The following is a 12,054-nucleotide window of genomic DNA, read 5'->3' as shown; positions in this document are numbered from 1 at the left end:
ATTATGCATAGCTTATTTATCATTGATCCATTGCCAGCCTTGTCGGCGTACAAGGACACTTCTGTAGCCATGATGCGTGCGTTGTTAGCGCGTGGGCATAAAGTGAGCGTGGCCTTGCAACCAGATTTATACATAATCAAGGGCCGCGTACGTTGTAAAGCGCAAGCTATTACTATCGCAGCAGATGCGAATTTGCGTGCCCCTAACTGGTGGCAAGAGTCTGGCGAATCGTTTGATGTGGAAGTAAACCACTTCGATTCCGTCGTGATGCGTAAAGATCCGCCGTTTGATATGGAGTTTAATTACTCCACGCACTTGCTTAGCTACGCCGAGCAGCAAGGTGCCAAAGTGTTCAATAGTGGTAGTGCATTGCGTAACCACCCTGAAAAACTTGCTATTACTGAGTTTTCCCAATTTACGGTTCCTACGCTGGTAAGCCGTAATATGGTGCAACTGCGTGCCTTCCATGCAGAGCATAGCGATGTGATCGTTAAGCCGTTGGATGGCATGGGTGGTAGCGGTATTTTCCGTATTAAGTCTGATGATCCAAACGTGGGTTCTATTTTGGAAGCGTTGACGCAAATGGGGACGCAAACCATTATGGCGCAGCGTTATATCCCTGAAATTGTCAATGGCGATAAGCGCATTTTGCTGATTAACGGTGAGCCCGTGCCTTATTGCTTGGCACGCATCCCCTTAGCTGGCGAAACGCGCGGTAACTTGGCTGCGGGTGGTCGTGGTGTAGCGCAACCACTGACGGATCACGATCGTCATATTGCTGAAAGCATAGGGCCAGAACTGGTAAAACGTGGTTTGTTGCTGGTGGGCTTGGATGTGATTGGTGAGTATTTAACGGAAATTAACGTCACTAGCCCCACTTGTTTTGTAGAAATCACCGAGCAAACAGGCTATAACGTTGCAGAGCGTTTTGCTGTGGCGTTGGAAGAGGCTGTCAGTGGCTAAGTACCCACGTTTGGCGCTGGTTATGCATGCGCCATTGGGTCAGGCATTTCAGTCGTGTGTGGAGCACGTGCTCTCAGCGGGTGCCTCCTTCCGGGTTTTTGATATACACGCTGACGATGATGTGCCCGCCTGGGTGCAAAAACTCGTCTCGTTTTATCGTGAAGAGACAGATACTCCAGTATTGATATTGTGTGATGTGGTAGGTGCCACACCATTTAATATTGCCAGATTGGCGCAAGCCGCAATGGCCCATGAGGGCGGTCATGCGGATGTGATTGTAGGTGCCAATTTGGGTATGGTGTTGAAATCGGTTTGTGACCGCCAAACGGCTCCAGAGCAGTTTGTTGACGCCGTAATGCAAAGCGCTAGTAAAGCCATTGCTGTGTTTAACGCAGACCTAGATAAAGACAAAGTATAAAGAGAAAGGTAGATAGTCATGCCATCTATAGAAATAGTGATTAGCAACAAACTAGGGTTGCATGCCCGAGCAGCAGCAAAATTGACGCAAATGGCGTCACGCTTTAAAAGTGAAATCTTTATTTCTCGTCAAACCCACCGTGTAAATGCCAAAAGTATCATGGGTGTAATGATGCTGGCAGCTGGGCTGGGTGTGGCAGTTACCATTGATGCTGAAGGTGATGATGCTGAGCAAGCATTAGCAGAAATTAAGCAGTTGTTTGAACAGAAGTTTGGCGAAGAGCAGTAGCCAAAAGAGGAGCAAAGGGGATGCAAGAGGCAACACAGAGCATCTGTACTACTACACCACCGTCCATGTTCTGTGCGCAAGGCCAGGGTGTGGTACGTGGCTATGCCATAGGTAGAGCGGTAGTAATGGGAGCAGCGGCGCTGGAAGTGCCGCATTACCGAGTGGCGGCAGAAGAAGTAGAGCAAGAATGTGTGCGACTGTGTGCGGCCATGGATAAGGCGCGAGACGAGGTCAACGCCTTAGTAGCAGGCTTACCTGCCGATGCACCAAAAGAAATGGGATCGCTGTTGGGTGTGCATGTACTGCTACTCGATGACCCGCAGTTGCGTTTGCAAACGATGTCCCTAATACGTGAGCGTTTTTATAATGCTGAGTGGGCGCTAACGACTCAAGGTCAATTGCTACAAGAGCAGTTCTCCGCAATGGAAGACGAGTACTTGCGCGAGCGTGGTGCTGATATACGCCAAGTGATAGAGCGTGTGTTGCTGCTGTTGTCTGGCGGTAAGCCGTTGACGCTGAATGCCTTAGTGCAAGCCGGTGATGAGCCACTGATTGTTGTGGCGCGAGACATTGCCCCGGCAGATATGATGGGGTTACGCGAAGCCAAGTTTGCAGCGTTTTTGACCGATCTGGGTGGACCCACATCGCATACGGCCATTGTCGCACGCAGTATGGCCGTGCCTGCGGTGGTGGGTTTGGGTAACTTCCGCTCGTTGGTGCGTGATGGCGACATGTTGATCGCTGATGGTTTCACTGGTGCGGTGATAGTGAACCCCTCTGAGCTGGTGTTGGAAGAGTACCGTCAAAAACAGGCTGAATTTGCAATAGCTAGAGCTAACTTAGCTTCATTGCGTGATGCGCCATCTGTAACGTTGGATGGTATTGCTGTGCATTTAGAAGCCAATATTGAGCTGCCTGAAGAGGCTGAGCATGCATTAGCGGCTGGTGCGCAAGGTATAGGTTTATTCCGCAGTGAGTTTTTATTCATGGGGCGCAGTACCTTGCCCGATGAAGAAGAGCAGTATCACGCTTATAAAGCTGTGCTGGAAGCTATGCAGGGTAAGCCCGTTACCATCCGTACCTTGGATATTGGTGCGGATAAAGTGTTGGATGGCGAGCAAACTGTAGCGACTAACCCTGCTTTGGGTTTGCGCGCGGTGCGCTACTGTTTAGCGAATCCTGATTTGTTCCAAACACAGTTGCGTGCGTTGTTGCGGGCTTCGGTGCATGGCACGTTGCGTATTTTGGTGCCTATGATTTCCAGCATCAAAGAAGTGATTGCTGTACGTCAGGCAATTGGCGAAGCGAAACAATCCTTATTTGCGCAGGGCATCACTATTGCCGGCAACATACAGTTGGGCGCGATGGTAGAGGTTCCGGCAATTGCGATTGCGATAGAGCCTTTTGCTGAAACTTTAGACTTTTTGTCTATAGGGACGAATGACCTAATCCAGTACATTATGGCCGTTGATAGGGGTGACTCTGAGGTGGCTGATTTGTACGACCCACAACACCCGGCTGTCTTGCGAGTTATTGCTCAGACCATCAACGCCGGTGAGCGTTTTAATACGCCAGTGTCGGTGTGTGGTGAAATGGCGGGCGACCCAACCTTGACGCGTTTGTTGTTAGGCTTAGGGCTAACCCGTTTCTCTATGCATGCGGCACAATTGTTGGATGTAAAACGAGAAATCGTTACGGCGCACTCTAATGCGTTACGTACTAAAGTGGCTGGTGCGTTGAATAGAGCAGAGCGTTTGGATTTGGCAGTTTTGCACTAAAAATCGTAGGCATTAGCCGTGCGTTATTAGGCAAATTTCTATATGCTTCAGGTTTCATAAAAATGGTAAAAAGGTTTACGTAACTTTTTACCATTTTTAAATTTTGTTTCGAAGATAAGACTGGTTTATAGCGTAGCTCACCAGTAGAATGAGAATTGTTTTTACCCCAAACCTGTTTGTCGCGTCTGGTTTGGAGATGGTTGTTACACGACATGGATCATGTAAGGATAGTTATGAAAAAGACTCGTTCGCATCTTGCCGTATTTGCCGCTGTTGCTTCACTGAGCTTGCTGGCTGCGTGCTCGGAAGGTGAGGATAAAGCTGCTCCAACTCCTGCCGCTGCTCCTACTGCACAGCAGGCAGAGGTTGTAGTTGAGGAATCCGTTGAAGTGGTAAAAGAGTCTGCTGATAACGCAGCAGAAACAGTGAAACAAGAGGCTGATAAAGCCGAAGTGAAAGCTGAGGAAGCCACTCAGGCTGCTGAAGGCGAAGCTGATGCTACTAAAAGCAAAGTAGACGAAGCTATGGACGCTGTTGGTAAAAAAGCTGACGAGCTGAAAGATGCTACAGCTGAAGCCGCTAAAGACGTAGGCGAAGCCATTGAAAGTGGCACTGCTAAAGCTGACCAAGCAATCCAAAATGCTGTTGGTAATGGCGACAAAAAATAATCCTGTATTTTTGCAGGAATAGAAAATGGCTGCCCTAGGCGGCCATTTTTTTATACACTGGTGCCATTGCAATATGAATCAAAGGAATAAGCATGAATCCTCGTACCGATTGGTTGAATGATCTACAGAAAAACGTGTCTGACCTTATCGCCAAAAGCCCGGCGGCAGACATAGAAAAGAATGTGCGTGCGATGATGACTCAAGCTTTTTCGCGCATGGATTTGCTGACTCGTGAAGAGTTTGATACACAAAGCGCTTTGTTGGATCGCGCCTTGCAACGTATTGCAGCGCTGGAAGCGCGCGTGCAGGTGTTGGAAGACGCTGCAGTGAGTAAATAAGCAGTTAGATAGGTAACACGACGGATGGCTAAACAGGTGAGCATCCGTACGTGATGAAGCGATGTAGCGGCACACTTGAACTTTGGTTTTTGGGTGTGCGCTATGTCGTTGGCAGTAGTGAATAGTTGTGTCCTGATGGGCATGCAACCTCACGCCGTACAGGTGGAAGTACATATAGGGGCGGGGCTACCTGCTTTTAGTGTAGTGGGTTTACCTGATACTGGCGTTCGAGAAAGTCGTGAAAGGGTGCGTTCAGCCCTACAAAGTAGCGGTTTTAATTTTCCTGTAGCACGTATTACGGTGAATTTGGCGCCTGCCGATTTACCTAAAGACGCTGCGCATTTTGATTTGCCTATTGCGATGGGCATTTTGTTGGCATCAGGCCAATTGGCAGTGGAAAGCGAGCACTCGCCTTCGGTGCCGTTATGCATAGACCATTATATGTTTGCCGGTGAGTTGTCACTCACTGGGGCGTTGTTGCGTTTAGCGGCGCCTGTGGCCGTGGCGTGGAGTGCAGCAAAGTTGGGGTTTAGGCAGGTAATTGTGCCGCAAGTATGTGCAGAGACCGCGGCCCAAGTAAGTGACGTGCAAGTCTATGGGGCAAGTAGTTTGCATCAACTGGTAGAGGCGTTGCTTACGCATGAGCTCATGTGTGTGTTGCCAGAACAAGCACTCATGCCAGACTCTGCTTCTGTGAGGCTATGCATGTCAGACGTGAAAGGGCAGCAGCAAGCAAGGCATGCCATAGAGATTGCTGCAGCGGGTAGGCACAATGTGCTGCTACGTGGCACGCCCGGCGTGGGTAAGAGTATGTTGGCGCAACGCTTAATTACTGTATTGCCAGAGCTATCAGAGTCTCAGCGTTTGGATGTGGCGGTATTGGCTGGTGTCGCAGGTAGGTCTGAGCCGGTAGATGCGTTGCCACCTTTTAGGTCTCCACATCACTCGGCATCGACCGTGGCGTTGGTAGGAGGTAGCTCACCACCTAAGCCTGGCGAGATCTCGTTGGCACATCACGGTGTATTGTTTCTGGATGAGGTGGCGGAATTCGCTGGGCGCGCGTTGGAGGCTCTGCGTGAGCCTTTAGAAACCGGTGGAATTACTATTGCTAGAGCGGGGCGCAGTGTATGGTTTCCGGCAGACTTTCAATTGGTGGCAGCGATGAACCCTTGTCCGTGCGGATGGTTGGGGCATGCGGTACAACATTGTCTGTGCACGCCTGAGCGTATAGAGCGTTATAGAGCCAAATTATCAGGGCCTTTCATGGATAGGTTGGATTTATGCATCAATTTAAAGGTAGAGGCCGACGTGTTGGATGCTACTGCTGTGATGGAAAGTTCAGTGCAAATACGTAAGCGAGTGGAGTGTGCTCAGGTGATACAGCATCAACGGCAAGGTTGTCTAAATAGCCGGCTAGATGATGAGGGTGTGGCGCTTTATGCGGTATTGGGTGGTGATGCAGAGTACTTGTTGCGTCAGTGTGTAAGGCGTTGGGGGTGGTCTGGGCGCAGCGTGCAGCGGGCCAGAAAAGTGGCACGTACTATTGCTGATCTGGCAGGGGTAGAGCATATACAAACCGAGCATCTGGCGATGGCCATACAATATCGTGGTTAAAGTTTGAATTGGCTAGACATTTTTTCGGTATCTTTCTATAATTATTAGCTTTTCAAGGGTTTGGCTTTGGCCAATGTGGTTCCCCTAGAAAAAACAATAAGTGTCATGTCGGTTATCAAGTACAGCGCTATCAGTTTGGTTCTGTCACCGCCAGTCACAACTTTACTAGAGTGTCATCATGCCTAAAATGAAAACGAAAAAAAGTGCTTCCAAGCGCTTTATTGTTCGTGGTAGTGGCTCCATTAAACGGGGTCAGGCGTTCAAGCGTCACATCCTTACCAAGAAAACTACTAAAAACAAACGTCAATTGCGTGGTGCAGTTGAAGTTCATAAATCTGATGTGTCCGCTGTAAAAGCGATGCTTCCTTTCGCCTGATAACGGAGAACTACTACTATGTCACGTGTTAAAGGTGGTGTAACAGCCCACGCTCGTCATAAAAAGGTTTTGGCTGAAGCCAAAGGTTTCCGTGGTCGCCGCGGTACGTCTTATCGCGTAGCCAAACAGGCTGTGATGAAGGCCGGTCAATATGCATACCGCGACCGTCGTAATCGCAAACGTGTATTCCGCGCACTGTGGATTGCTCGTATCAACGCAGCATGCCGTGAGTTGGGTGTAACATACAGCCAGTTTATCGCAGGCATGAATAAAGCTAATATCGAGTTGGATCGTAAAGTTCTGGCTGATATGGCTGTAAATGACAAAGCAGGCTTCGCCGCTGTGGTAGCTCAGGCTAAAACCGCTCTGGCAGCTTAATCGGCTTATCGTCGTTTAGTTTAGATGGCAAACGGGGCTCTGCATGGGCTCCGTTTGTTTTTGGTAAAGGCAAAACACACCATGACGTTCTCTGTAGAAGATTTTATTGCGCGTGCTCAGTCTCAATTTGCTGAGGCTCAGGATGCTGCATCGCTGGAAAATGCTAAAGCCCGCTTTTTGGGTAAACAAGGCGAAATCACAGCATTGCTGAAAGGGCTAGCAACCTTGTCTCCCGAAGAAAAAAAAGAAGAAGGGGCAAGAATTAATCAGTTAAAACGTCAGGTTGAAGATTTATTAAATGCTCGCCGTGCTGAATTGGCACAGGCTGAGCTGAACAAAAAACTGACAGCAGAAGCTATCGATGTCACGTTACCCGGTCGTGGTCGCGCGATGGGTGGTATTCACCCCGTGATCCAAACGTGGCAACGTGTAGAGCAGATTTTTGGTTCTATTGGCTTTGGTGTGGCGAATGGCCCCGAAATCGAAAATGACTGGACTAACTTTACTGCGCTAAACAGCCCGGAAAATCACCCAGCACGTTCCATGCACGATACTTTCTACATCGACATGAACGATGAGAAAGGTCAGCCGCTGTTGCTGCGTACTCATACCAGTCCTATGCAGGTGCGCTACGCACGTATGCATAAACCCCCAATTAAAGTGATTGCTCCAGGCCGCACCTACCGTGTGGACAGCGATGCAACACACTCGCCAATGTTCCACCAAGTGGAAGGTTTATGGATTGCTGAAGATATTTCTTTTGCTGATCTTAAAGGCGTGTATACCGACTTCTTGCGTACCTTCTTTGAAAGCGATGATTTAGTGGTGCGTTTCCGCCCATCTTTCTTCCCTTTCACTGAACCTTCTGCTGAAATCGACATGATGTTTACCAGTGGTCCTAACCAAGGTAAATGGCTGGAGATTTCCGGTTGCGGACAGGTGCACCCCAACGTAGTGCGTAATTTTGGACTAGACCCTGAGCAATACATTGGTTTTGCTTTTGGTTCCGGCTTGGAACGCCTGACGATGTTGCGTTATGGTGTTAACGACTTGCGTCTGTTCTACGAAGGTGATTTGCGTTTCTTGCGCCAATTCGCCTGATAAGACACTGAAGGCCCTTCACCTCCAAACGCTACGGCAACTTTTTACGCTTACGTATTCATCATGTTAATTTCAGAATCCTGGCTTCGTTCTTTTGTTAATACCACTTTGGATGCCGATGCACTGGCTCATCAGTTGACCATGGCAGGGCTAGAGGTAGAGGACGTCTTTACCGCAGCGCCCGCTTTTACTGGTGTAGTGGTAGGGCATATTGTTGAAGTGGCTCCTCACCCAGATGCAGACCGTTTGCGTGTGTGCAAAGTGGACGACGGCTCAGGCGAGTTGCTGCAAATTGTGTGCGGTGCACCGAATGCAGCACAAGGTTTGCGCATTCCAGTGGCACGTATTGGTGCAGAATTGCCAGGTGGCATGACCATAGCTGCTGTAAAAATGCGCGGTGTACCGTCTGCCGGTATGTTGTGCTCTGCACGTGAGTTGGGTTTATCTATCGACCACGAAGGCCTGATGGAGCTACCCGTTAATGCGCCAGTGGGCACAGACATTCGCGAATACCTAGACCTAGACGACACCGTCTTCGAGCTGAAAATGACACCTAACCGTGCAGACTGCTTGTCTGTATTGGGTGTGGCGCGCGAAGTAGCGGCGCTCAATGAATTACCTTTAAACGTCCCTAGCTGTGAGCCAGTGGCGGTTAGCATTAACGATCACGTTGCTGTAGACGTGCAAGCGCCTGATTTATGTGGCCGTTTTGTAGGTCGTGTGATTAAGGGTGTGAATGCACGTGCTGAAACACCGGACTGGATGAAGCGCCGTTTGGAGCGTTCCGGTCAGCGTCCAGTGTCTGCATTGGTAGATATCTCCAACTACGTGATGTTGGAACTGGGGCGTCCTTCCCACGTATTTGATTTGGCTAAGCTGCAAGGCGGTTTGGAAGTACGTTGGGCTAAAGAGGGCGAAAAATTAGAACTGCTAAGCGGCAAAGTCATTGATCTGAACGAAAAAGTGGGCGTGATCGCTTGCAACGGTAAGATCGAAAGCTTGGCAGGGATCATGGGCGGTGAGGACACTGCGGTAACTCTGGACACTACAGATGTGTTCTTGGAGTCAGCATTCTGGTGGCCAGAAGCCATCATGGGGCGTGCACGCGAATACAAATTCTCGTCTGACGCCAGCCACCGTTTTGAACGTGGTGTAGATTTCGATCACATTACTGAGCACGTAGAGCGCATCACAGCGTTGATCTTAGAGATTTGTGGTGGCCAAGCAGGCCCGGTCGATGATATTCAGTGCAAGCTGCCTACACGTGCTCCGGTAGCTATGCGTTTGGCACGTTGCCATAAAGTGTTGGGTGTACCTGTGTCCGAAGAAGAAGTGACACGTATTTTCCAACGCTTGGGCTTCGAGTTCCAGTGCAAAGATCAGGTGTTTACGGTTGTGCCACCTAGCTACCGTTTCGATATGCAGATCGAAGAAGATCTGATCGAAGAAGTGGCGCGTATCTATGGTTTTGAAAATCTGCCGGATGTGCCACCTGTGGCGCGCGCCGCCATGTACGAAAAACCAGAGTCCTTGCGTGGTCCTCACGCATTGCGTGCCAATATGGCTGCGTTGGATTTTCAAGAAGTCATTAACTACTCATTCGTAGAAGAAGAGTGGGAAAAGAATTACCACGGTAACCAAGACCCCGTACGCTTGTTGAACCCTATCGCTAGCCATTTGGCCGTGATGCGTTCTTCGTTGTTGGGTGGTTTGCTGGCCAATATCGAGTACAACGCTAAACACCGTCAACCACGTGTGCGTGTATTTGAGTTGGGCCGTGTATTCCGTCGTGATGCCAGTGTCCAAAGCGGCGACTTGGAAGTAGCAGGTATTTGCCAACCTACACACTTGGCAGGTGCGGCATGGGGCCAAGCTTTCCCAGAACAGTGGGGTATGGCGAAGCGACACGTTGACTTCTTTGACGTCAAAAAAGATGTGGAAACGCTGTTCGGCACTAAAGCTCAAGATTTGCGTTTTGTGGCTGCTGAACATCCGGCATTGCACCCAGGCCGTAGCGCACGTATTGAGCTGGACGGCAAAGCCGTAGGTTTTATTGGCGAAGTGCACCCAGCATGGTTGCAAAACATGGACATTGCTACAGCACCAGTGGTATTTGAGGTGGATGTAGAAGCGTTGTCACACAAAGATTTGCCAGAAGCTAAACCCTTGTCCAGACAGCCCGTAGTGCAGCGTGACTTGGCATTCTGGGTGAACAGTCAAGTTAGTTACCAAAGCTTGGTGGATACCTTGCAAGAAACCGTGCGCCAGCATGAAAATCTTGCTATCGTTAAGGATATTCGCTTGTTCGATATTTGGCGCGATCCAGCAGACCCTGCTGAGCAGAGTTTGGCCATGCGTTTCTGGCTGCAATCGCCTGACAGTACACTGGACGACGCTACAGTAGAACAAGCAATGCAACAGTTGTTAAAAGCGCTGGTTGATAATCACCAAGTACGTCAGCGCGCATAAGGAAAGGGGAGAGGTATTCATGAATGTCAGCAGCACGCTTACTAAAGCAGAACTGACCGAATTGTTATTCGACCACGTGGGGTTGAATAAGCGGGAAGCAAAAGACATTGTTGATACGTTTTTTGCCGAGATTCGCAATACGCTGGAACAAGGTGATGAAGTGAAACTGTCTGGGTTTGGTAATTTCCAGGTGCGCAATAAACCACCGCGCCCTGGCCGTAACCCAAAAACCGGCGAGGTGATTCCTATTTCAGCTCGCCGTGTAGTGACATTCCATGCCAGTCAGAAATTGAAAGCGGTAGTGGAAGATGTAGAACAGGTGGTTGAAGCCTGATCGCAGGTCCATGCTTTTTGTCTCTCGCATTGATTAAGAACTCATCATGACGAATGTAGAAAATACGGCAAATCTGCCTCCTATTCCCGCCAAACGCTATTTCACTATTGGTGAGGTAAGCGAGCTGTGTTGTGTGAAGCCGCATGTATTGCGGTACTGGGAACAAGAGTTCATGCAACTAAAGCCGGTAAAGCGTAGAGGTAATAGACGCTACTACCAGCACCACGAGGTATTGCTGATTCGTCGTATTCGTAAACTGCTGTACGAAGAAGGTTTCACTATCAGCGGTGCGCGTAATCGTTTGGGTGATGGCGTGGAAGTTCCTTACGATAGCGAGGCAGCGGTTCGTTTAAGTGGTGTAGAGCTACAAGGCTTGCGCCAAGAGTTGGAAAACGTTGCGAATGCGTTGGACCATGTGCTGACTAAAACAGCAACCGCGCATTAAAATGGTTTTCTGAGTACAAAAAAGGGTCCGGCTTTTAGCCGGACTTTTTCTATGCAAAAAACATGTATACGACAACTAGCGCTAGCGGCGCTGCTAGAGCCAGATCCACAAAAAAAATCTGAATTAGTACGTCACATACAAGGCATTCAAACGCCGTTGGTAGACACTGCTGCATGTTATGAGGCACCAGCTGGTGTGCCAGGCAGACCTGATGCGCCACGCATTGTGCCACCTCAAAATGTGCCGCATCGCGGGCTGGGGTCGGTAGAGGGCAGGGCGGGTCTATTACATGCATTGGCACATATTGAATTCAATGCCATTAATTTGGCGTTAGATATCATGTGGCGATTCGCAGGTATGCCTGAGGCATTTTATGGTGGATGGCTTAACGTGGCTGCAGAAGAGGTTTACCACTTCAACTTGCTGCGTGATTACTTGCGTGAGCTGGGTTTTGATTACGGGGCTTTCCCTGCGCATGATGGCTTATGGGATATGGCTGCACGCACAGAGGACGATTTATTAGCGCGGTTAGCCTTGGTACCTAGAACCTTAGAGGCTAGAGGCTTGGATGCCTGCCCAATTGTGCGTAATAGGCTAGCTCAAGTGGGTGATGAAAAAGGCGCGGCAATTTTGGATATTATTTTGCGTGACGAAGTAGGGCATGTGGCGCTAGGTAATTATTGGTACCGTTGGCAATGCTCGCAGCAGGATGTAGACCCCATTGCTATGTATCCAATCATGGCCGAGAAATTTCGTGCCCCTACACTAAAAGGGCCGTTTAATATCCCAGCACGTCTTGAGGCTGGTTTTGAGCAGGCGGAACTAGACTGGCTGGAACAGCAGGATACCGCCCGAAAGCGTAATCGCTAAAACGACAATAGCCG

At 49.4% G+C, this 12,054-nt stretch carries 14 protein-coding genes; all 14 read left to right on the top strand.

Annotated features, from left to right (window positions below):
- Positions 1-3: 3 nt before the first annotated feature.
- The 14 genes from gshB (at position 4) to AC3QL0_RS09105 (ending at position 12,040) form a co-directional block, all read left to right on the top strand.
- Positions 4-963 (top strand): glutathione synthase, encoded by a 960-nt coding sequence (gshB, locus tag AC3QL0_RS09170; protein ID WP_493008203.1) that lies wholly within the window; start codon positions 4-6, stop codon positions 961-963.
- Entirely contained in the window at positions 956-1,381 is a 426-nt protein-coding gene (locus tag AC3QL0_RS09165; protein WP_493008202.1) for a PTS sugar transporter subunit IIA, read from the top strand. The genes gshB and AC3QL0_RS09165 overlap by 8 nt, the downstream gene beginning before the upstream one ends.
- Positions 1,382-1,399: 18 nt before the next feature.
- Positions 1,400-1,669: an HPr family phosphocarrier protein gene (locus tag AC3QL0_RS09160; RefSeq protein ID WP_430219995.1), complete on the top strand. Its 270-nt coding sequence runs from the start codon at positions 1,400-1,402 to the stop codon at positions 1,667-1,669.
- Between the two features lie 20 nt (positions 1,670-1,689).
- Positions 1,690-3,447 (top strand): phosphoenolpyruvate--protein phosphotransferase, encoded by a 1,758-nt coding sequence (gene ptsP / locus AC3QL0_RS09155; RefSeq protein ID WP_493008201.1) that lies wholly within the window; start codon positions 1,690-1,692, stop codon positions 3,445-3,447.
- Positions 3,448-3,680: 233 nt separating this feature from the next.
- The gene (locus AC3QL0_RS09150; RefSeq protein ID WP_493008200.1) at positions 3,681-4,115 is read left to right on the top strand and encodes a hypothetical protein; all 435 of its coding nucleotides are present in this window, start codon (positions 3,681-3,683) and stop codon (positions 4,113-4,115) included.
- Positions 4,116-4,207: 92 nt separating this feature from the next.
- Positions 4,208-4,453, top strand: coding sequence for an accessory factor UbiK family protein (locus AC3QL0_RS09145; protein ID WP_493008199.1), 246 nt, complete (start codon positions 4,208-4,210; stop codon positions 4,451-4,453).
- A gap of 102 nt (positions 4,454-4,555) precedes the next feature.
- The gene (locus AC3QL0_RS09140; RefSeq protein WP_493008198.1) at positions 4,556-6,067 is read left to right on the top strand and encodes a YifB family Mg chelatase-like AAA ATPase; all 1,512 of its coding nucleotides are present in this window, start codon (positions 4,556-4,558) and stop codon (positions 6,065-6,067) included.
- Positions 6,068-6,245: 178 nt separating this feature from the next.
- Positions 6,246-6,443, top strand: a complete 198-nt coding sequence (gene rpmI, locus AC3QL0_RS09135; protein WP_135864436.1) for a 50S ribosomal protein L35 — start codon at positions 6,246-6,248, stop codon at positions 6,441-6,443.
- Positions 6,444-6,461: 18 nt separating this feature from the next.
- Positions 6,462-6,821: a 50S ribosomal protein L20 gene (gene rplT / locus AC3QL0_RS09130; RefSeq protein ID WP_135864434.1), complete on the top strand. Its 360-nt coding sequence runs from the start codon at positions 6,462-6,464 to the stop codon at positions 6,819-6,821.
- Positions 6,822-6,902: 81 nt separating this feature from the next.
- Positions 6,903-7,922, top strand: a complete 1,020-nt coding sequence (gene pheS / locus AC3QL0_RS09125; RefSeq protein ID WP_430223177.1) for a phenylalanine--tRNA ligase subunit alpha — start codon at positions 6,903-6,905, stop codon at positions 7,920-7,922.
- Between the two features lie 63 nt (positions 7,923-7,985).
- Positions 7,986-10,391: a phenylalanine--tRNA ligase subunit beta gene (gene pheT, locus AC3QL0_RS09120; RefSeq protein WP_493008197.1), complete on the top strand. Its 2,406-nt coding sequence runs from the start codon at positions 7,986-7,988 to the stop codon at positions 10,389-10,391.
- A gap of 19 nt (positions 10,392-10,410) precedes the next feature.
- Positions 10,411-10,725 (top strand): integration host factor subunit alpha, encoded by a 315-nt coding sequence (locus AC3QL0_RS09115; RefSeq protein ID WP_135866268.1) that lies wholly within the window; start codon positions 10,411-10,413, stop codon positions 10,723-10,725.
- A 46-nt stretch (positions 10,726-10,771) separates the two neighbouring features.
- Complete coding sequence (locus tag AC3QL0_RS09110) at positions 10,772-11,170, top strand: MerR family transcriptional regulator (protein ID WP_493008196.1); 399 nt, start codon at positions 10,772-10,774, stop codon at positions 11,168-11,170.
- Positions 11,171-11,221: 51 nt separating this feature from the next.
- Positions 11,222-12,040 (top strand): ferritin-like domain-containing protein, encoded by an 819-nt coding sequence (locus AC3QL0_RS09105; RefSeq protein WP_493008195.1) that lies wholly within the window; start codon positions 11,222-11,224, stop codon positions 12,038-12,040.
- Positions 12,041-12,054 lie beyond the last annotated feature (14 nt).

The sequence above is a fragment of the Paenalcaligenes sp. GW821-LYS-B07-1 genome (assembly GCF_058803365.1).
Note: the sequence above shows the minus strand (reverse complement) of the source record. Positions and strands in the feature narration are given on the sequence as shown.